Consider the following 19624-nt stretch of genomic DNA (forward strand, 5'->3'; position numbering starts at 1 on the left):
AAACACAGATTTTGGAAGCATAATACCATTATCTATGCACATCCTTTTTATCTGTGGTTAATAAGCTCATGATTGTCTACCTCCCTTTTAGCTCATCATAAGCGGTGGTTAAACTCCTTGAATCAACTCGGAAAATTATTGTTAACCAGGTTATATCCAGCTCCCCTCCTAATTTAGGAGGGGAGCTGGGTGGTTAACGAATAAATATTTACACCCCTTTCAGCTCATCATAAGCAGCGGTTAAACTTCTTTCAATGCCTTCACCCTTCCATTCGGGTGCATTTGGGATCGTAGTCGTTTTTAAAATATCTTCTTTGCTTTTACCTGCTTTGATTTCGCCGCCCACAAAAGTTAAGAGGTTTTGAAGATAATTTTGATAAGCTTTAACATCAGCTTTATTTCCGGTTACTTTTTCCGGATCAAGGCTATGTCCCCAGATAAATAAGGTATCATTATCAAACTGGTTCTGGATCTTATCTAAAGCAGTGATCCAGTTGCCAATGTGTGCGCCATTTTCTCTATCAATATATGGAAATTTACGGTTGAAAACCAGATCACCAACATGTACGATATTGGCATTTTCGAAATGGTAAACGGCATCGCCATTGGTATGCCCTGAACCGTAATAATAAGCTTTAATATTTTCTTTGCCCACTTTCGCACTCCATTTTGTCCCAAAAGTGGTATCAGGCAGAAGCTGTTTATCTAAATTATTTGCTTTCTCTGCACCTCTTTTCTGGTTTACCAGCGAATTTTGGTGTGCAACCACTTTTTCTGCCAATCCTTTAAAAGAAATATTCCCAGCGGTATGATCGCCATGATGATGGGTGTTGATCAGATATTTGAAAGGTTTTTCGCCCAGTTTTTTTAATTCGTCTATTACATGAGGTGCTGTAGTCGGGAACTGTGCATCTACCACTACAAAACCATTGCTCGAATTTAACCAGCCAATGGTTCCTCCCTGTTCGGTAAATATACCCACATCATTACGGAGCGGCTTAAAATTATAAGCACGCAACAGCTCCTGCTGTGCAAAAACATCTGTTTTATAAATTGAAAGCAAGGCTACTGCCAGTGCTGAATTTTTGATAAAATTTCTTCTCTCCATTTTGCGATTAAGCTAAAAAAAACCACAGCAAATGCTGTGGTTTAAATTTAATGATTTAGATTCTAAAATAACAAATTATATCGCCGAACCTGGTGTAGTACCGGGTTCATGCCCAGGGCCTAATGGATTATTCTTACGGTCTTTATCTTTGTTAAACAGATTGGTCGTTACTTTTGATGATTTATTTTCATCTAAAGTTCTATCTTCTTTAATATCTTCTGCGGTTTTATCCAGTAAATCGTTCTCAACAACTTTACCTTTTTCTTTATTCGTTTCCATAGTAATTGTAAATTGATATACTATAGGAACAAGCTAAAAATAAGATTGTTTTTAATAGTTGTTTCTGGAATGGTTTTGGTACTTCCGATGTTTGGTGAGTCACCAAACATCGGAAGTAAAAATTTATGATTATCTTACTTAAAACATAATCATATGAATTCTGATATTTTTAAAGATAGAAGAAAATCATTCCTTGAATATAATGACATTTACTTTTGGACTTGCACAATTAAGGATTGGATGCTCTTATTAGAGCCACCTAATTATAAGCAATTAGTATTAAATTCCTTAAGAAAACTTGTTAAACAAAATTTTATTGAGGTTTATGGCTTTGTAATTATGCCAAACCATATCCATTTAATTTTGAAAATATTAAAACCAAACGGCAAAGAAAAACCGAATTCAAGTTTTTTAAAGGATACTTCACATGAGCTAAGGAAAGACCTTAATATCAATAACCCTAATTTTTTAAGACTTTTTGAGGTAACTGAATCGGATCGTAAATATAGAATATGGCAAAGGGATTCGCTCGCAATCAATATGTTTGATATAAATATTTTAGACCAAAAACTAAATTACATTCATTATAATCCATTACAAGAACGATGGCGTTTGGCTCAAAATACTGAAGATTACTATTGGTCCTCTGCCAGGTTTTATAAAACAGGAATAGATGATTTCAATATGCTAACAGATTATAGGGATGTATTCTAATTTGCTAATCCCTATGTTTGGTGGCTCACCAAACACGGTATTAAAATATTGTTTGGTGAGCCACCAAACAAGGAAACGGCGTCTCGCTAAGGCCCCTCAATTAATCTTGTCTCCACGCAAAAAAAAGTCTTAGCGAGACGCTAAGACCAGTCTAGGATTTTACAACATTGCTCCAGGCAATTTTCCCATTTCATGGATGCATCCGAAAGAATGAAATTTCCTTTTGTGTATTTTATTAAAATGGTTTGAAGATTCGAAAGAAAATGGATTGAAGATAAACTTGTAGATGTGTTTTCTTTCTGCGTTTAATTTTTCTTCCAATTTTGCATTTTCCAGATTTTGAGTATTGTTGTTCTTTTCCATGACGATATAGGTTATTGAAAACCTGGTGGGTTTTCAGGGTTAACAATTTTAATACTTAATAAAAGCTATTTTAAAATTTGCTTAACCTTATACCATGGGGTTTATGATAAGGTTTCGTTCTGGAACTACATTAAAATGGCGTGGATTGCCTTATGTTTGATTAAATATAAGCTTAATTTTTGAGCTTTGCAAGAGAATTTTATTAGTTTAAATGAGTAAGCATATTATTTCAATAATTAATTGTTTATTTTGGAAATCAGCCATAGTGGCATTTAGGTAGATACAGTCCTGCTCTTTACTTTACTCCGCTACGCTCCGTGTTCGCTCCGATCAGGTTTAGGTGGCACGGCCAGTAATCCTATTTAGGGTTGCAGGGCGCAAAGAATTTACCTGTAAGAATGAATTCTTCTCTTTCATCATACAACCTTAAATAGCAGCACCATCTTAATGGAGTTAAACCTGATTGAAGCGGATACCGGCCAAGTGCTTAAGGCCTGCAGGCGTATAAGCGTAAAGCAGGACGAACATTACAATGAAATACTGTCTTTGCTTTCCAAAAAAATCAGCTGTTTTTTGCCCACAAAAAAAGTCCCGATTTTCACCGGGACTCTCCTATTTGGTTAATGATATTTTAGACTAAAGCATTCTGCTTCACTACCATTTTAACTTTTTCGATTACGTAATCCAGATCCTCTTTAGTGGTATATTTACTAAAAGAAAAACGTACTGAAGGGCGATTTGGATCCGCATTGATACCATTTAGCACATGCGAGCCTATATTTGAACCTGAAGAACATGCACTACCGCCTGAAGCGCAGATACCATTGATATCCAAATTAAACAATAACATATCGGCCATGTCCATTTCAGGGAAAGAAACATTTAGTACCGTATATAAACTTTTATCGGCATCGGTTTCGCCATTAAAGCCAATACCTGGGATTTCGGCAACTAACTGTGTTTTTAGATAATCTTTTAGGCCCTGAATGTACGACTGATGCTGATCCATTTCTGCATAAGCAATTTCTAAGGCTTTAGCTAAACCCACAATACCATATACATTTTCGGTACCGCCACGCATGTTGCGTTCCTGTGATCCGCCGTAAATCATCGGTGGGATTTTAATATTGCTGTTTACGTATAAAAAACCAACGCCTTTAGGTCCGTGAAGTTTATGTGCAGCACACACAATAAAATGTGCTTTAAGCTCGCGTACATTGTGTGGATAATGGCCCATAGTCTGAACGGTATCGGCATGGTAAATAGCATTGTATTTCTCGCAGATATCGCCAACTTTAATCATATCGGTTAGTGTACCTAATTCGTTATTGGCATGCATTAATGAAACGAAAGTACGCTCGTTATTTTGAAGCAATTCTTCTAAATGGTTATAATCGATATTTCCTTTTTCATCAATATTAACGAAACTTAATTTATCGATCTCGCCATTTTTAAGCATCGTATTTAAGGTATGCTCAACAGCATGGTGCTCTATTTTTGAAGTGATGGCATGTTTAATGCCATAAGCTGAAATTCCGCAACGGATAGCTGTATTATCGGCCTCTGTGCCTCCGGAAGTAAAAAATATCTCAGACGGAGATGCATTTAACAGACCTGAAACGGTTTTACGGGCTTTCTCCACGAGTGTTCTCACCTCACGGCCAAGTGCATGAATGGCAGATGGGTTACCAAAGTAATTTTCCATCACATTTGTCATTTCTGCGATTACTGCTGCATCTAAAGGCGTTGTGGCCGCATTATCTAAATAGACCCTTTTCATTTCTATGAATATTTAAAAGTTTTTTGTTGCAAAGATGCCTTGTTAAGGGCAAACTCTGATTTAAATGCCCAAGGTTTAATCGTTATATTAAACCTTGAACAGGTATGCTTGATCCTGAAACCTTAAAAGATTAAAGGTGTAATATTTCTTTAATGTCAGAAATAATTTTGTTAGCCAAATTCTCGGCAATGGTTTCATTTTCTGCCTCACTGTAAATCCTGATGATCGGTTCCGTGTTGGAGCGGCGCAAATGTACCCAGGTTTTATCAAATTCTATCTTCAAACCATCAATTGTACTATATGGCTGATTTTTATATTTCTCTTCTACCTGTTTCAATAAATTATCGATATCCATTTCTGGCGTAAGGGTAATCTTATTTTTAGAGATGTAGTATTGAGGATAGCTGGCCCGAAGTACAGAAATAGATTTACCAAACTTGGCCAAATGTGTTAAAAATAAAGCAATACCCACCAAAGCATCTCTACCATAATGCGATTCTGGATAAATGATTCCACCATTACCTTCACCACCGATTATGGCATTCGTCTCTTTCATTTTGTTAACTACGTTTACCTCACCTACTGCCGATGCATGGTATTCTGAACCCGCTTTTTCAGTTACATCTCGTAAAGCACGAGTTGATGACAGATTAGAAACCGTGTTTCCAGGCGTATTTTTCAATACATAATCGGCAACAGCAACTAGGGTATATTCTTCGCCAAACATGCTGCCATCTTCGTTTACAAAACATAAACGGTCAACATCAGGGTCTACTACAATACCTAAATTTGCGTTCTGTTTCTGAACTTCTTTCGATATTTCAGTTAAGTTTTCAGGAAGTGGTTCAGGATTGTGCGGAAAATATCCGTCTGGTGTACAATATAATTCTACTACCTTGTTCACTCCCAAAGCTTTTAATAAAGCAGGAATAAAAATACCGCCGGTTGAATTTACACAATCGATTACTATTTTAAAATCAGCTTTTTTAATCGCCTCAACATCTATCAATGGCAAGGCTAAAACTTTATCGATGTGCTTTTGAAGATAAGTATCGTTTTTAATTACTTTTCCAAGTTTATCTACCTCAGCGAAGTCAAAATCAGCACTTTCGGCTAAATCTAAAACCTCTTTGCCATCTGCATCGCTAATAAATTCTCCACTGGCATTTAATAATTTTAAGGCATTCCATTGTTTTGGGTTATGACTTGCGGTTAAAATAATTCCACCTCCTGCATTTTCATCTGGCACCGCAACCTCTACCGTTGGCGTCGTAGATAAACCTAAATCGATTACCTCAATACCCAGGCCTTGTAGTGTTCCGATAACCAGGTTATTCACCATCTCACCCGAAATACGTGCATCACGACCTAAAACTATTCTTTTATTGCCTGTTTTTTGTACCACCCAACTACCGAAGGCAGCCGTAAATTTAACAATATCAAATGGCGTTAAGCCGTCTCCTGCCCTTCCACCAATGGTTCCCCGTATTCCTGAAATCGATTTTATTAAAGTCACTGTATATAATTTGATGAGGCTCAAAAATAAGAAAAAAAACAAGATAGCTGCTATTTTACCCAGCTTCTGCAAGTTAATTTACATTGTTTTTATATCTATAAACACCATGTAATTAGTAGAGATAAGTTTCAATATCAAAATCAAAGGTATGTTCTATTTTGAGTTCCTTTATAAAAACAGGCATCCTATCAACCGGCTTATTAAAACCTTAATAATTTATTACATCAGTGTACATCTGCAACTCAATCTTCGCAAAGCACAACCACTGGCTTATTAATTTCTATGCAATAATGTTGCATAAAACACCACTCGAAACTTTACTAGCGATTGTAAAACCTTATATTTGCATCTTTTTAAGATACAAACGGCTTTTATATGCAGCGCAAGTGGTTTCAATATTGGTTTAATTCGCCATATTATCATATTCTTTACCAACAACGAAATGATGCTGAAGCCGAATTCTTCATTGACAAACTCACGGATTACCTTCATCCAAAAGCCGATGCTAAAATGCTCGATATTGCCTGTGGAAAAGGCCGGCATTCTATTTACCTGAATAAAAAAGGCTTTGATGTTACGGGGATAGATTTATCAGAACAAAGCATAAAATACGCCAAGCAATTCGAAAACAGCAAACTACACTTCCTTGTTCACGATATGCGGAGGCTTTTTTACATCAATTATTTTGATATCGCTTTAAACCTGTTTACCAGTTTTGGTTATTTTGATACAGAAAAAGACCACGTAAATGCGCTTAAAACTTTTCGTAAATGTTTAACCGCCGATGGGATTTTGGTGCTGGATTATTTTAACACGGAGAAGATTATCCGCAATTTAAATTCCTGTGAAACAAAATCATTGGATGGGATCACTTTTCACATCACCAAAAATGTTATAGATGGGAAAATTATTAAAAAGATAAATTTCGAAGACAAGCAAAAAGTGTATCATTTCGAAGAGCGGGTACAGGCATTTAGCTTTGAAGATTTTGAACGGATGTTGAGCAAAGCGGGCATGGTTATCGAAAAGACGTTTGGTAATTATGACTTAGCTGATTTTGACGAAAAGAGCTCAGACCGGTTAATTTTAATCTGTAAAAAAGCATGATAGAAAGCATACAGCAATTTGATGTAGAATTGTTCTTGAAAATCCACCGTGGACTTTCAAACAGCTTTTTTGATTGGCTGATGCCTTTAATGCGCAACCGCTTTTTCTGGTCGCCACTCTACCTCTTTATTGTTGTTTTTTGTATTAAGCAATACAAAAAACAAGGTTATTATATCATTGGAATGGTGCTGTTCACCTTTGCCATGGGTGATTTAATTGCCTCCCGGGTTGTAAAACCCTGGGTATCACGTGTGAGACCTTGCAATGATTTAAGTTTAGCGAACGACATTATCCATCGCGTACCCTGTGGAAGCGGTTTAAGTTTCCCATCGGCTCACGCTACCAATCATTTTGCTATAGCTGTTTTTTTAATCTGCATTTTTTACAGCAGATGGAAACCTATTTTACCTATTGGCCTACTTTGGGCGTTTATTATCAGTTTTGCGCAGGTATATGTTGGTGTTCATTACCCTGTTGATGTAACAACCGGCGCCTTGTTAGGAATCACAATTGGCATGATTTGTTCGAAAATATTTAAAAAATTACAACCTGATTTTTAACCTATGGAAATCTGGAAACTCTGCGTACTCTTTTTCTGTGCCTTTTTAGGCGGAACGGCTATCTTTTTGGTTAAAAGTGATAAATCTAAATTACTTAAACTGATTTTATCTTTCAGTGGCGCCTATTTATTTGCCATTACGGTTTTACATTTAATTCCAGATGCCTACAGCGGGCCTGATAAAACTGAAATTGGTATATTCATACTGATTGGTTTCCTTTTGCAGATCTTCTTAGAGCAATTTTCAGAAGGTGTAGAACATGGCCATATCCATAAACATCATGATGGACATGTTTTCCCTTTCGGGATTATGATCAGTTTGTGTTTACATGCCTTTTTAGAAGGGATGCCCTTGGCAAAAGAGCAACATAATGAATTGATTTTTGGTATTTCGCTACACCATATTCCTGCAGCATTTGCATTGGCGAGTATATTAATGCAAAACCATTATAAGAAAGGCAGCATTGTATTTTACCTGATTGTGTTTGCGATTATGGCACCCCTTGGTTTTTATGTAAGTGTTGGTTTAAGTAACGGCACTATTGGCGGCCTTGACGCTTATTTCAATAAAATTATGGGCATTGTAATTGGTATTTTCTTACACATTTCTACCACCATCTTATTCGAATCGAGTGCCGATCATAAAATCAATACCCGCAAAATGATTGCTGTTTTATTAGGTATTGGTGTAGCATTGATTGGTTTCTTTGCCGGACATTAGTTCAGTTGGCAGTTTTCATTTAGCAGTTGGTAATGCCAGTTTTCAGTTGACAATTTCCCAACTAAGCAACTCGTCGATTAACCGATTAACCATTTCAAACAATTAACTCACTAACCGTTTTAAACGTTTAATCGTTTATATATTTAACCTTTTCAAAAAAACATCTGTAAATTCGTGTATGGATGAGATTGTAAATGAACCTGTTGTAGCCTATCAAAAAAGGCATTATACCATTGAAGAATACCTGGAGATGGAAAAAGAAGCGACAGTTAAACATGAATATTACCAAGGTGAGATATTTGCCATGTCTGGCGCCGGCGACAACCACAATGAGATTTTCAGCAATGTTTTTACAGAAATAGGCACAAACTTAAAGGTAAGCCATGCAGGCCTTATGGTAGTGATAAACGAATGAATATCCCCGAAAATACATTATTTACCTATCCTGATATTTCCATTTATTGCAATGGTTTAACGCATAGCGATGTTGATGAAGATACCTCAATTTTACCAACTGCGATTATTGAAATACTTTCACCTTCAACCAAAAATTACGATAGAGGCAAAAAGTTTATGCTGTATAAAGATATTCCTTCATTAAAAGAATACATCATGATCGATTCAGAATCGGTTTGGGTTCAGGCCTTTTATATTGATGATGAAAATAACTGGAAACTTAACGAGCACAAGGAGATTTCTGATACCCTAACCCTAATTTCGATGGGATTTGATATAGCTTTAAGCGATATTTACTATTATGTTACCTTTTGAAATCGGAGATCTTAACTTTATTTTTTAATTGTTAAAGCGAAAATTCAAAAACCTGTGAAATAACCAGTTAACACAATATCCGTGTTAAACGTTTAATCGTTTATATATTTAACCTTTTCAAAAAAACATCTGTAAATTCGTATATGGATGAGATTGTAAATGAACCTGTTATAGCCTACCAAAAAAGGCATTACACTGTTGAAGAATACCTGGAGATGGAAAAAGCATCAACAGAAAAGCATGAATATTTTCTGGGAGAGATATTTGCCATGTCTGGTGCAGCCTTTAACCATAATCTGATCTTTTCAAATGTTTTCGGGGTTCTTGCCCATAAACTAAAAGGATCTAAATGTATTCCGTTTGGCAGCGATATGAGAATGCATGTCCCAGAAAATACGCTATTTACTTATCCTGATATTTCCATTTATTGCAACGAAATTAAACATTTAAATGAAGATGAAGACACTATTTTGCAACCAACTGTAATCATCGAAATCCTTTCACCTTCAACCAAAAATTATGATAAAGGCAAGAAGTTTAATCTCTATAAAGATATTCCTTCGTTAAAAGAATACATTATGATCGATTCGGAATCGGTCTCGGTAGAGGCTTATTATATCGATGAAGAAAAGAATTGGGTGCTCAATCAACAGAAAGAGCTTTCTAAGGCATTAACCTTTGTTTCGATGGGGTTCAATGTAGCGCTAAGTGATATCTATTATTATGTTACCTTTTGAAATTGGAAAGCTTAACCCTATTTGTTTTAATTATTAAAGCGCAAGCCCAAACAACTATTAAACAACCAGTTAATATAATATCCGTTTTAAACGTTTAATCGTTTATTTATTATATGTTCAATTATAATTCAGGTAAATAAGTATATGGAAAATATTGTAGATGAACCAGCAGTAGCCTATCAAAAAAGACGTTATACTGTTGAAGAATATCTGGAGATTGAAAAAGAAGCGACAGTTAAACATGAATATTACCAAGGTGAGATATTTGCGATGTCTGGAGCCGGAGATAATCATAATTGGCTGTTTTCTAATATTTTTTTAGCAGTTGGAGGCAAATTAAAAGGGAAGTCATGCCACATTTTTGGAAGTGATAAGCGGATGAACATTCCCGAGAATAGTTTATTCACTTATCCGGATATCTCTATCTATTGTAACGATATAAAACATATTGATATTGATGAAGACACCTCAATTTTGCCAACTGTAATCATCGAAATCCTTTCCCCTTCAACCAAAAATTACGATAGAGGCAAAAAGTTTATGCTGTATAAAGATATTCCTTCATTAAAAGAATACATCATGATCGATTCAGAATCGGTTTGGGTTCAGGCCTTTTATATTGATGATGAAAATAACTGGAAACTTAACGAGCACAAGGAGATTTCTGATACCCTAGCCCTAATTTCAATGGGCTTTGATGTGGCTTTAATCGATATTTATGATCACGTTCGCTTTAATAAGGATAAATGAGTTTGTAAACAAAAGCCGAGAATTGCAAACTAAAAGCTGTCAACTACCAACTAAATCACTTCTTTTCCTTCTTTTTGCCATAAGCCCAGGGGCAATGTTTGCACTTATTTTTACAGCAATAACCGCGTTTTAGATGATAGGTTTCGGTAAAAACCATCAATCCATCTTCGTTAAAGTAAAAATCTTCGCCTTCTTTTAACATAATTATTGAATGACAGCATCTTGAATGAGTGAATTATAATGATTGAATATTAAATGAGGGAATGTTTTTAATCATTTTTCTTTATCGCCTCATTCAATCATTCTCTAACGTTATCATTCAATCATTTTTTAACCATTGAGTATTTTAACTTCGAGTTTATTTTTAAAATAATCTTTAAGCTGTTTACCATCACCATGCAAAGTCCATACTTGTTTTGGTTTAACTTTTTCTATGGTTTCTAAAATTGCATCCCAATCGGCATGATCAGAAATATAAAGTGAAATCCCGTTTTGTTGCTGCAGGTTCTTCCATCCCGAGGCAAAGGCACGTACTACATTAATTGCCTTATGGTAACTGTGAAAAACCATCGGCGGCACAATATAAACCTGATGTTCCTGATTATTTTTCATCACCTTTCTATCATACATTTTATAGTTCCCTACTTTTATGCCATAGTCCTCATATATTTTAACAAAGGGCATAATGCTGTGGTGAACCATAACGTTCTTTGTAGGGCAATGCTCGTTGAGCAATTGTATTATCCGCTGGCTTTTGCCCAATGCATAAGAACCAAGCATGATATTCACACTGGTTTCATTCAGCTTTTTAATTTCGTTTATGGGAGATGGATGTTTGGTTTCCGGATTAGCAAACGTACTTTCTGTAATTAAAACGTCTGCTTCTACAAATTCAAAAGGCTCACAGGTATTGTCCGGTTCAATCTTATAATCACCTGTATAAAGATACTTTACACCCTTGTATTCCATTAAAACCTGTGCAGAGCCTAAAATATGTCCGGCAGAATAAAAAGTAATGGTAACTTCTTTTATTTTGAAGGATTCATGATAACTTTTGGTAAAAAAATCAACCGCGGCAAATTTGCGGTAACGGTGTTTCATAAAAGTTGCAGTAGCAGCCGTGCAGTAAACATGCTGGCTTCCACCAATGGCGTGATCGCCATGCGCATGCGAAACCACCGCTTCATTTACCGGTTGTTGTGGATCTAGGTAAAAATCGCCGTAAATACAATATAATCCCGTTGGGGTAATGGCAATGAAATCTTCTAAAATCATTTATAAGGGTGAATAGAATTTAAGGATGTATGATTTAAGTTGATTAAGCCCTGGTATTCTTAAATTCTCTGGCTGACTTCAGGAATTCCTGGTGTAAAGCTAAAACCTGCCCGATTATGGATTGCTGTTCATCATTAACAATGAAATGATTTGCCATTTTCGATTTTTCTTCGTCGCTTAATTGTTTGTCCATACGGGCTTTAACCTGTTCTGCAGAAACACCGTCGCGTTGCATTACCCTTTTCAATTTAATTTCATAGGGTGCAGTAACCAGGATAGTAGTATCGCACATCTTATAAGAACCACTTTCGAAAAGCAAGGCAGCCTCTTTAAGTGTATATGGTGTATTTGCAGGTATGGTTTCTTCCCAGGCATCAAATGCCCTAAAAACAGCCGGATGAACTAATGCATTTAATTTTGCCAGCGCTTCTTCGTTATTAAAAACAATGCCTGCAATATGTTTATTGTTCAGTTTTCCATCTTCAAAATAACTTTCATTTCCGAAAGCAGATTTGATTCCTGCAACCAATAAAACATCTTCACACATGATTTCCTTTGCAACACTATCAGCGTAAAATACCGGAATCCCCAATACTTCAAAAACCTTGCAGGCCGTTGTTTTACCACTGCCTATACCACCTGTTATACCTACTTTATACATTATTTGTCTACAATGAAATCTATTTTGGAAGGGCTTACGCTTACCAACTTACAATAATCTGGAAATTCGGTAATCTTAACTGTAAAGCGGCGATGCCCTAAATTTTGCCATTCATCAACATCAATAGTTGCCGTAATAAAACTTTCATCAACCTGGTCATAATTGCTTAAAGCCACTAAAAAGGTAACTTTAACTTTTTTTGGATAAAGTTTAATGCTGTTATAGCTTCGGTTATTGGTAATTTTTAAAGGTACCTCGATGGTTTTTTCAGTAAATTCGTCTACAGGGACTTTAACCTCTACAGAGGATGGGTAGATGCTAACATTTTTGTGGATACTGTGCTGTAAGGCTACCCTGGTTGTACTGCTGCTCTGTATTTTATCCTGTTTAAGTGTATCAGTTGGCCAAAATTCTATTTTTGAAAGTTCTTCCAGCGGGCCAGCCACCTTAACATATTTTGGGTTAAGGATAATCTCACTCGAAATGCCATATTGTTTTTCGAAACTGAGTTTATCAATCAGTTTTACCGGAACTTTTTTAACTACACGTTTAGTAAAATCGAAATAAAGGGTATCGGGCTTAACAGAAATTACTTTTTGTGTACTTTCTAACTGTCTGTTAATATTAAAAAGCTGATCGGAGAAAACGACAAAATCTTTGGTATTCAGCTGACTCAGACTAACAGAAACAGAAGGCGGACTGATCCTTAAACGGGCAAACAGGAGCTGCCAGCCTGTTCCTTCTACCTGTAAATCTATAGTATCTGATTGTAAAGGGTAAAATGCCCTTTTAGTAGGTGCATTTTTAAAAACCAATACAGTCTTTGCTACATAAATATATTTGTTGTTTAATGCCATAAAAAGCCATGCAGCTATAGCCAGCAGCAAGCAGGCCAATAAGCTAAATACACGTCTTTTTTCAATCTTCGTTAACCTGATGAAGGGCATAATAAATTAATATTAACTGTAAGCTGGAAAAACTCTATCCAAAATGCATTTAATCAAATGTAGTAAAACAAAAACAGTCCCGAAAGTTTTCGGGACTGCTCAATTTTTATTATTTTTTATTAAGCTTTAGGTGCAGCCGGGGTTACTGTCGCTTTTGTTGCATCTAAAGAAACGGCCGATTTATCGAAACGGATTTTTACACCACCTTCAACTTCGATTAAAAAAGTTGTGTCATTCATATCGGCTATACGGCCATGAATACCTGCTGTAGTTACAATTTTATCACCTTTTTTCAGTTCACTGATTAATTTTTTATGGTCTTTGGCTTTTTTAAGCTGAGGACGGATCATAAAAAAGTAGAATACCAGCGCAATTGCCCCAAACATGATTAATTGTCTTGGATCAAATCCTCCTGCTGCCTCTAAAATTACTGTTGATGTCATTTTTTATTTTTTTTATTTTTTATGAATTTTGGTCCTTATGGATGATGCCATAAACAATTGAACCAATTTATTTTTTAGCAAGCACCTCTCCCACTAAATGGACCGTGGTTACCGTTGGGTTTGCATTTGAAGTGATGGTTACGACCTTATCTTGCATGCCCATTTTGCCTTCGCTATTGAAAACCACACTAATTACACCTTCTTTACCTGGTAAAATAGGTTCGCCTGGTACCTGCGGAATAGTACAGCCACAAGTTGCCGTTGCATTTGAAACGATGAGTGGGCTTTTGCCTGTATTTTTAAATTTGAAATCGTGCTTAACTTTTTCACCTTGTGTTATTTTACTGAAATCGAAAATATCGCGTTCGAAAACAATAACAGGTGCATCTGCTGGAGCAACTTTAGCTGTTTTTGATGTATCGTTGCCAACTGAAACAGCTGAAGCAGTTTCGTTGGTTTGATTATTTGCATTACGGCATGCTACAAAAGAAAGTGCAGCAATAGCCAGAATAAATGTTCTTTTCATTTTTAATCTTCGATTAATCCGCGGCCAATCTTTTTAATGGTGTTATTTTTCTTAAGATCGCCTAAAATTTTGTCTAAAATACCGTTAATAAACGAATTACTCTTCGGTGTACTGTAATCTTTTGACAACTCTAAATATTCGTTAATGGTTACTTTAACCGGAATAGATGGGAAATTTAGCAGCTCGCAAATGGCCATTTTCATCAAAATTGTATCCATTAATGCAATACGTTCTGATTCCCAGTTTTTGGTTCTATCGGCAATCATTTCCTGATATTTTGCATCGTTCTGCAAAGTATGTACAAAAAGATCCTGAACAAATTTGCTGTCTTCAACCCAATCAGCACTAATTTCGGTCAATTTATTTTTGAAAGGATCATCGGATGTAAAGTTTTTCAGGGTTTTGGCAACCATACCTTTCATCACTTCGTGATCTACCTGCCAGTTGATAAACTTCTCTTCGAAAACCTGAATAATAGCCTGGTTTTTCAAGATGATTTTACGGAAAATGTATTTGATGATATCTTTTGATGACTCTAAACTTTCGTTCGGATCGGCAAGATAATCGGCATATTCTTTTGATGCTTTTAAAGAATTGTAAACGGTTTTACGGATTTCCGGATCGAAACCCCAATCTACCTTGTACTTTTTAATTGCAGAAACATACTCTGGATTTTGCTGCATTAAAACGCTAAACTTATTGTGTAGCAATTTCATGTTAGGATTAATATCCTCTGCAGTTTTAATAAACTTATTTGCGCGCTCTGCGGCGTCGTTAGCAGTAAATTCGGTAACTTCTACCATTAAAGATAACATCCAGATGTACATTTCGTACACGCTATCGATGCTCTGCATTAAAGTTTTCAAATCACCTTTAATGTCTTTTTTGTCTGCCATGTGCCATGCAAAAATATTTTGCAAAGCTTTGATTCTTAAGTGCCTTCTGTTTAACATGAATGTAAGAACGAGTGTGGTTTTTTAAAACCTGTTTTAATAATTATGATTTAATATGACGATTTAATTTTTTTAACATCTGCAATCCGTTTCTCGGCAATCTGGTTTGCGGCAATATTTGTTGATATGTTTTCGGTTTTACTTAATTTAATTACACTGCGTGTAGCATCGTAAATATTCTCTGTAAGCTGTACGGTACGTTTTTTACCAAAACCAGTTAACTCCGAATAGCAGGAAATTAATCCGCCAGCATTAATCAGGTAATCAGGTGCAAATAAAATCCCCTTCTTCAAAAGCAGTTCGCTATCTAAAACCTCATCTTTTAACTGGTTGTTTGCTGAACCTGCAATAATTGCAAATTTCATTTTTTCGATGGTTTTGTTGTTAACGGTAGCACCCATTGCACATGGGGCATAAACATCGGCATCAGTGGTAAAAATTTTATCGGCCTCGATCGGTTTCGCTTTATATTTACGGGCAACATAAGTTAATTGTTCCTGGTTAATATCGCTGATCAAAACTTCGGCATTTTCTTTTCTTAACAGGGCAACCAGGTGCTCACCAACATTTCCGATACCTTGTACTACAATGGTTCTACCAGCAAGCATATCTGTACCGAATACCTCTTTAACACTGGCTTTAATACCTAAATAAACACCTTGAGCAGTAAAAGGAGCCGGGTTACCTGCCCCACCGATTGACTCAGGAACACCAGTAACATAATTGGTTTCCATACGGATATATTCCATATCGCGTGTATTGGTCCCCATTTCTTCTGCGGTAATAAATTCGCCATTTAGGTTTTTAATAAACCTACCATAGCTACGCATTAAAGTTTCTGTTTTGTCTTTCCTGGAATCGCCAATAATTACGCCTTTTCCGCCGCCCAGGTTTAAACCTGTTATCGCTGCCTTGTAAGTCATTCCGCGTGATAATCGCAGCGCATCTTGTAATGCTTCGCCTTCCGTGCTATAACTCCACATGCGTGTTCCGCCCAATGCAGGTCCCAATGTGGTATCGTGTATAGCGATAATTGCTTTTAAACCTGTATCTGGATCATTACAGAAAACCAATTTTTTATGCCCATAGACACTTAATTGATCTAAAATTGATGAATCTGACGGAGAATTTGCTGGCATATTAACGTTCGGCTAACCTGCTGCAAAATTAAAATAAAAAACCATTATTACATGTATTTAACGAAACTATAACAAAAATTAATTTGGACAGGATTAAATAAACAAGGTTATTAGTTTAAAAAAAGTATTATTTTGGAGAAAAACGTACTCCATCTCATCTGAAGAACCACCGGCTTATGTTAAATAAACCTGATAAAGCGGAAAGCCCACAGCGCAGCGAGGACTTGAAGCGATAGCAGGACTTACATAACCCAAAAACACCGAACCTTGCTTTTCAAAATAATCATTGACCACCTAAGCCACCTGAGAACAGCTTAGTTACCCTACATATCCCATCCCACATCTCCCCTTTGACATCCGAAAGTGTCATTAATTTTTAAAGCTTAGGCCCGAATAGATAAATATGTATTATGAAATAACAAAATTAGCTAAGTTTGTACAACATGAAACACCTGAGCCGATTAAACAAATACTTCCTAAAATACAAATGGTGGATTATACCCGGAAGCATTTTCGTGGTGATTTCTAATATTTTTGGTGTAGTGCCAGCTCAGGTAATTGGCTATGCAGTTGATCTGATTGACGAAAACATCCAAATATTTAATCTCTTTCATGGTTTCGATCGGCAGGCCATAATTTACGACATATTTAGCAGTAACCTTTTATTTTTTGGGTTGCTGGTTATTGCACTTTATTTATTGCGTGGGCTGTTTCTGTTTTTTATGCGCCAAACCATTATTTTAATGTCGCGGCATATAGAGTTTGATATGAAAAACGATATCTACCAACATTATCAGGAGTTGAGCCTTGGTTTTTACCGCCGGAATAACACCGGAGACTTAATGAACCGGGCAACAGAAGATGTTAACCGCGTAAGGATGTATGTTGGTCCGGCGATTATGTACACCATTAATACCTTCGTTTTATCGGTGCTCATTATCTGGTCTATGTTTGATGTTAATTCCAAACTGGCCATTTATTGCCTGTTGCCCCTTCCCTTCCTGGTGGTGATTATCTATTATGTGAATACGCTGATTTTTAAAAAAAGCGGCAAGATCCAGGAGCGGTTGTCAGATCTTTCGAGCTTTGTACAGGAACGTTTTTCGGGGATCAGGATCATTAAATCATATGTTCGCGAAGATTACACCCGAAACATGTTCGAAATCCAGAGCAATGATTATAAAAAAGACTCGATGAACCTGGTTAAGGTATCAGCTTTGTTTTACCCGACCATGCTCCTATTAATTGGATTGAGTACGATTTTAACCATATATATTGGAGGGATCCAGGTAATGAATGGCAGCATTACCGCAGGGAATATTGCCGAATTTATCATTTATATTAACCAGTTAACTTTCCCGGTAACCATGCTGGGCTGGGTTACTTCTTTAATCCAGCGGGCTGCAGCCTCACAACAAAGGATAAATGAGTTTTTAGATATCCCATCTGACATTCAATCTAAAGAAACTACAGAAATTGAGTTAAAGGGTAATATCAAATTCGATAATGTGAGTTTTATCTATCCGGATACAGGCATTGAGGCCTTGAAAGATGTGAGTTTTGAAATCAATAGTGGCGATTTTGTAGCCATTATCGGCAAAACAGGGTCAGGAAAATCTACATTGGCAAATCTGATTATGCGGATGTATGATGTAGAAAACGGCAGGATAGGCATCGATGGAAAGAATATAAAAGCACTAAATCTCAAAGATTACCGAAGCCAAATTGGCTTTGTGCCGCAAGAGGTTTTCCTTTTTTCTGACACCATAAAAAACAATATAGCCTTTGGTTTAGACCAAGTTACCGATGAAGAAGTGCATGATGCGGCTAAAAACGCTTCGGTTTATACGAACATTATTGATTTTGAAGAAAAATTCGAAACCATGTTGGGTGAACGGGGAATAACACTCTCAGGAGGACAAAAACAACGTGTTTCTATTGCAAGAGCACTGATTAAATCGCCTAAAATTTTAGTCTTCGATGATTGTCTTTCGGCAGTTGATACTAAAACCGAGGAAGAAATACTACAAAACCTTGGTAAAATCATGGCTGGAAAAACCAGTATTTTAATTGCCCATAGGATTTCGACCATAAAAAATGCAGATAAAATTCTGGTACTTGATGACGGGAAAATCATCGAACAAGGCACACACAATGAATTACTTAAGCTAAACGGCAGTTATAGGGAGCTTTATAATAACCAACTTTTGGAGGAGGAAACGCGTACGATTTAAATTGTATTAAAATTGTATTTTGAACTTTAAATATTTGCTTTATATTTACCGAAACCAAAAACCAACATCAATACCAACCATGGGAGAATTCGACAACAAGGAAAGAGAAGAAGTTTTTTCAAAGAAAGTAAGAGCAGGTAAGAGAACTTATTTCTTCGACGTGAAGGCTACTAGATCGGGTGATTATTATTTAACAGTTACCGAGAGCAAGAAAAGATTAGAAGACGGTGTGTTTGTAAAACATAAAATCTTTTTATACAAAGAAGATTTCGAAAAATTTGCAGAAGGACTAAACGAAACGGTTGATTACATCAAAACTCACCAGGATGTGGTTGAAAAACGTTATGAATACTCTGAAAATGGAGAACATAGCACTAAAGCAAGCGACGATTTTACTTTTTAAGTAATTATAATTTCAATAGAAAGCCTACAGATTTTCAAAATCAGTAGGCTTTTTTTATTTGTGTATAATTTATTGTTTACTTTATACCTACACTATTTACGGCTACAGCGAGAATTAACAGAAAATAACTCACGAGTAACACAATGGTAAGTATGCCCCAAAATTTAAAAAGTGATTTTGCATTTGCAATGGCATCGTTTAAATTTTCCTGATCGCCAAACAGCACACCTTGTTTGCCCTTGGCTGAAAAACGTAACAACAATAAACTTGGGTAAAAAAAGAGGAGCGCCAGCAAAAGGTAAAATATGGTAATGCCCGTTGCGCCGATACTGGCCAATGGCCCTAATTGATTGAGCATAGCCGGATTAGCTGTTATTGCTGCCCCTATTCCAAATGAACTTAAGGTTAAAAATGCAGAGACAACAAAACCTACAACCGATAAAAACCTTGCCCATTTACTCATATCGTAAAAATAGCTCCGCATTTCTTCGGTAACAACCAATTTTACTTCCTGAGGTACTTCATTTTCAAAATCTTCCATTTATCTCTATCTATTTTGGGCTAAACTTAGATAAAATATAGATTTGATACAATAGCAAGGGTTTAAATAAAGGTTTTAAAAGCTTATCTTTGCGCGG

General features: G+C 36.2%; 22 protein-coding genes and 1 pseudogene. 9 read left to right on the forward strand and 14 right to left on the reverse strand.

Annotated elements, in window-relative coordinates; all coding sequences use genetic code 11:
* Positions 1–208 precede the first annotated feature (208 nt).
* Positions 209–1108, reverse strand: coding sequence for an MBL fold metallo-hydrolase (locus tag ACUN24_RS22780; RefSeq protein ID WP_445564601.1), 900 nt, complete (start codon positions 1106–1108; stop codon positions 209–211).
* A 75-nt stretch (positions 1109–1183) separates the two neighbouring features.
* The gene (locus ACUN24_RS22785) at positions 1184–1387 is read right to left on the reverse strand and encodes a hypothetical protein (RefSeq protein ID WP_445564602.1); all 204 of its coding nucleotides are present in this window, start codon (positions 1385–1387) and stop codon (positions 1184–1186) included.
* A gap of 153 nt (positions 1388–1540) precedes the next feature.
* Between ACUN24_RS22785 and ACUN24_RS22790 the strand changes: the two genes are divergently transcribed.
* Positions 1541–2101 carry a transposase gene (locus tag ACUN24_RS22790; protein WP_445564603.1) on the forward strand — a complete coding sequence of 187 codons (561 nt, stop codon included), beginning with the start codon at positions 1541–1543 and terminating at the stop codon, positions 2099–2101.
* Positions 2102–2260: 159 nt separating this feature from the next.
* On the opposite strand, the gene ACUN24_RS22795 is transcribed toward ACUN24_RS22790, so the two are convergent.
* From ACUN24_RS22795 to glmM, 3 genes are all read right to left on the reverse strand, one after another.
* The gene (locus ACUN24_RS22795; protein WP_445564604.1) at positions 2261–2464 is read right to left on the reverse strand and encodes a hypothetical protein; all 204 of its coding nucleotides are present in this window, start codon (positions 2462–2464) and stop codon (positions 2261–2263) included.
* A 631-nt stretch (positions 2465–3095) separates the two neighbouring features.
* A complete protein-coding gene (locus ACUN24_RS22800; protein WP_445564605.1) occupies positions 3096–4244 on the reverse strand; it encodes a cysteine desulfurase family protein in 1149 nt (382 codons plus the stop codon).
* A 130-nt stretch (positions 4245–4374) separates the two neighbouring features.
* Positions 4375–5760: a phosphoglucosamine mutase gene (gene glmM, locus ACUN24_RS22805; RefSeq protein ID WP_445564606.1), complete on the reverse strand. Its 1386-nt coding sequence runs from the start codon at positions 5758–5760 to the stop codon at positions 4375–4377.
* A gap of 375 nt (positions 5761–6135) precedes the next feature.
* Between glmM and ACUN24_RS22810 the strand changes: the two genes are divergently transcribed.
* The 6 genes and pseudogenes from ACUN24_RS22810 (at position 6136) to ACUN24_RS22835 (ending at position 10405) form a co-directional block, all read left to right on the forward strand.
* A complete protein-coding gene (locus tag ACUN24_RS22810; protein ID WP_445564607.1) occupies positions 6136–6867 on the forward strand; it encodes a class I SAM-dependent methyltransferase in 732 nt (243 codons plus the stop codon).
* Positions 6864–7427 (forward strand): phosphatase PAP2 family protein, encoded by a 564-nt coding sequence (locus tag ACUN24_RS22815; protein ID WP_193421389.1) that lies wholly within the window; start codon positions 6864–6866, stop codon positions 7425–7427. Before ACUN24_RS22810 ends, ACUN24_RS22815 begins: the two co-directional genes overlap by 4 nt.
* Before the next feature lie 3 nt (positions 7428–7430).
* On the forward strand, positions 7431–8147 hold the full coding sequence (locus ACUN24_RS22820) for a ZIP family metal transporter (RefSeq protein ID WP_132404171.1): 717 nt from the start codon (positions 7431–7433) through the stop codon (positions 8145–8147).
* 250 nt (positions 8148–8397) lie between these two features.
* Positions 8398–8918, forward strand: a pseudogene (locus ACUN24_RS22825) (Uma2 family endonuclease).
* A 143-nt stretch (positions 8919–9061) separates the two neighbouring features.
* A complete protein-coding gene (locus tag ACUN24_RS22830) occupies positions 9062–9655 on the forward strand; it encodes a Uma2 family endonuclease (RefSeq protein WP_445564608.1) in 594 nt (197 codons plus the stop codon).
* A 144-nt stretch (positions 9656–9799) separates the two neighbouring features.
* Positions 9800–10405, forward strand: coding sequence for a Uma2 family endonuclease (locus ACUN24_RS22835; RefSeq protein WP_445564609.1), 606 nt, complete (start codon positions 9800–9802; stop codon positions 10403–10405).
* 55 nt (positions 10406–10460) lie between these two features.
* Here ACUN24_RS22835 and ACUN24_RS22840 read toward each other — a convergent pair whose 3' ends face one another.
* The 8 genes from ACUN24_RS22840 to ACUN24_RS22875 all read right to left on the reverse strand — a co-directional run bounded on the left by ACUN24_RS22840 (position 10461) and on the right by ACUN24_RS22875 (position 16349).
* Positions 10461–10607 (reverse strand): DUF5522 domain-containing protein, encoded by a 147-nt coding sequence (locus tag ACUN24_RS22840; RefSeq protein ID WP_193421398.1) that lies wholly within the window; start codon positions 10605–10607, stop codon positions 10461–10463.
* A gap of 128 nt (positions 10608–10735) precedes the next feature.
* Positions 10736–11680, reverse strand: coding sequence for an exonuclease (locus tag ACUN24_RS22845; protein ID WP_445564610.1), 945 nt, complete (start codon positions 11678–11680; stop codon positions 10736–10738).
* Positions 11681–11723: 43 nt separating this feature from the next.
* Positions 11724–12341 carry a dephospho-CoA kinase gene (coaE, locus tag ACUN24_RS22850; RefSeq protein ID WP_445564611.1) on the reverse strand — a complete coding sequence of 206 codons (618 nt, stop codon included), beginning with the start codon at positions 12339–12341 and terminating at the stop codon, positions 11724–11726.
* Positions 12341–13288, reverse strand: coding sequence for a CdaR family protein (locus ACUN24_RS22855; protein WP_445564612.1), 948 nt, complete (start codon positions 13286–13288; stop codon positions 12341–12343). Before ACUN24_RS22855 ends, coaE begins: the two co-directional genes overlap by 1 nt.
* A gap of 119 nt (positions 13289–13407) precedes the next feature.
* On the reverse strand, positions 13408–13731 hold the full coding sequence (gene yajC, locus ACUN24_RS22860; protein ID WP_445564613.1) for a preprotein translocase subunit YajC: 324 nt from the start codon (positions 13729–13731) through the stop codon (positions 13408–13410).
* 67 nt (positions 13732–13798) lie between these two features.
* Positions 13799–14257, reverse strand: a complete 459-nt coding sequence (locus ACUN24_RS22865) for a DUF1573 domain-containing protein (protein WP_193421405.1) — start codon at positions 14255–14257, stop codon at positions 13799–13801.
* A 2-nt stretch (positions 14258–14259) separates the two neighbouring features.
* Positions 14260–15210, reverse strand: a complete 951-nt coding sequence (nusB, locus tag ACUN24_RS22870; protein WP_193421407.1) for a transcription antitermination factor NusB — start codon at positions 15208–15210, stop codon at positions 14260–14262.
* 50 nt (positions 15211–15260) lie between these two features.
* On the reverse strand, positions 15261–16349 hold the full coding sequence (locus ACUN24_RS22875; RefSeq protein WP_445564614.1) for a Glu/Leu/Phe/Val family dehydrogenase: 1089 nt from the start codon (positions 16347–16349) through the stop codon (positions 15261–15263).
* Positions 16350–16792: 443 nt separating this feature from the next.
* Between ACUN24_RS22875 and ACUN24_RS22880 the strand changes: the two genes are divergently transcribed.
* Together ACUN24_RS22880 and ACUN24_RS22885 are read left to right on the forward strand one after the other, a co-directional pair.
* The gene (locus ACUN24_RS22880; protein WP_445564615.1) at positions 16793–18583 is read left to right on the forward strand and encodes an ABC transporter ATP-binding protein; all 1791 of its coding nucleotides are present in this window, start codon (positions 16793–16795) and stop codon (positions 18581–18583) included.
* Positions 18584–18662: 79 nt separating this feature from the next.
* Positions 18663–18986 (forward strand): DUF3276 family protein, encoded by a 324-nt coding sequence (locus ACUN24_RS22885; RefSeq protein WP_029275977.1) that lies wholly within the window; start codon positions 18663–18665, stop codon positions 18984–18986.
* A 76-nt stretch (positions 18987–19062) separates the two neighbouring features.
* Here the strand turns inward: ACUN24_RS22885 and ACUN24_RS22890 are convergent, their stop codons facing one another.
* Entirely contained in the window at positions 19063–19527 is a 465-nt protein-coding gene (locus tag ACUN24_RS22890; RefSeq protein ID WP_445564616.1) for a hypothetical protein, read from the reverse strand.
* Positions 19528–19624 lie beyond the last annotated feature (97 nt).

Source organism: Pedobacter sp. WC2501, assembly GCF_052682415.1.

Bases quoted from the DNA above. Each gene is read 5' to 3' on its own strand.
- ACUN24_RS22780 (WP_445564601.1), bottom strand. From the start codon at position 1,108: ATGGAGAGAAGAAATTTTATCAAAAATTCAGCACTGGCAGTAGCCTTG.
- ACUN24_RS22785 (WP_445564602.1), bottom strand. From the start codon at position 1,387: ATGGAAACGAATAAAGAAAAAGGTAAAGTTGTTGAGAACGATTTACTG.
- ACUN24_RS22790 (WP_445564603.1), top strand. From the start codon at position 1,541: ATGAATTCTGATATTTTTAAAGATAGAAGAAAATCATTCCTTGAATAT.
- ACUN24_RS22795 (WP_445564604.1), bottom strand. From the start codon at position 2,464: ATGGAAAAGAACAACAATACTCAAAATCTGGAAAATGCAAAATTGGAA.
- ACUN24_RS22800 (WP_445564605.1), bottom strand. From the start codon at position 4,244: ATGAAAAGGGTCTATTTAGATAATGCGGCCACAACGCCTTTAGATGCA.
- ACUN24_RS22810 (WP_445564607.1), top strand. From the start codon at position 6,136: ATGCAGCGCAAGTGGTTTCAATATTGGTTTAATTCGCCATATTATCAT.
- ACUN24_RS22815 (WP_193421389.1), top strand. From the start codon at position 6,864: ATGATAGAAAGCATACAGCAATTTGATGTAGAATTGTTCTTGAAAATC.
- ACUN24_RS22820 (WP_132404171.1), top strand. From the start codon at position 7,431: ATGGAAATCTGGAAACTCTGCGTACTCTTTTTCTGTGCCTTTTTAGGC.
- ACUN24_RS22830 (WP_445564608.1), top strand. From the start codon at position 9,062: ATGGATGAGATTGTAAATGAACCTGTTATAGCCTACCAAAAAAGGCAT.
- ACUN24_RS22835 (WP_445564609.1), top strand. From the start codon at position 9,800: ATGGAAAATATTGTAGATGAACCAGCAGTAGCCTATCAAAAAAGACGT.
- ACUN24_RS22840 (WP_193421398.1), bottom strand. From the start codon at position 10,607: ATGTTAAAAGAAGGCGAAGATTTTTACTTTAACGAAGATGGATTGATG.
- ACUN24_RS22845 (WP_445564610.1), bottom strand. From the start codon at position 11,680: ATGATTTTAGAAGATTTCATTGCCATTACCCCAACGGGATTATATTGT.
- coaE (WP_445564611.1), bottom strand. From the start codon at position 12,341: ATGTATAAAGTAGGTATAACAGGTGGTATAGGCAGTGGTAAAACAACG.
- ACUN24_RS22855 (WP_445564612.1), bottom strand. From the start codon at position 13,288: ATGCCCTTCATCAGGTTAACGAAGATTGAAAAAAGACGTGTATTTAGC.
- yajC (WP_445564613.1), bottom strand. From the start codon at position 13,731: ATGACATCAACAGTAATTTTAGAGGCAGCAGGAGGATTTGATCCAAGA.
- ACUN24_RS22865 (WP_193421405.1), bottom strand. From the start codon at position 14,257: ATGAAAAGAACATTTATTCTGGCTATTGCTGCACTTTCTTTTGTAGCA.
- nusB (WP_193421407.1), bottom strand. From the start codon at position 15,210: ATGTTAAACAGAAGGCACTTAAGAATCAAAGCTTTGCAAAATATTTTT.
- ACUN24_RS22875 (WP_445564614.1), bottom strand. From the start codon at position 16,349: ATGCCAGCAAATTCTCCGTCAGATTCATCAATTTTAGATCAATTAAGT.
- ACUN24_RS22880 (WP_445564615.1), top strand. From the start codon at position 16,793: ATGAAACACCTGAGCCGATTAAACAAATACTTCCTAAAATACAAATGG.
- ACUN24_RS22885 (WP_029275977.1), top strand. From the start codon at position 18,663: ATGGGAGAATTCGACAACAAGGAAAGAGAAGAAGTTTTTTCAAAGAAA.
- ACUN24_RS22890 (WP_445564616.1), bottom strand. From the start codon at position 19,527: ATGGAAGATTTTGAAAATGAAGTACCTCAGGAAGTAAAATTGGTTGTT.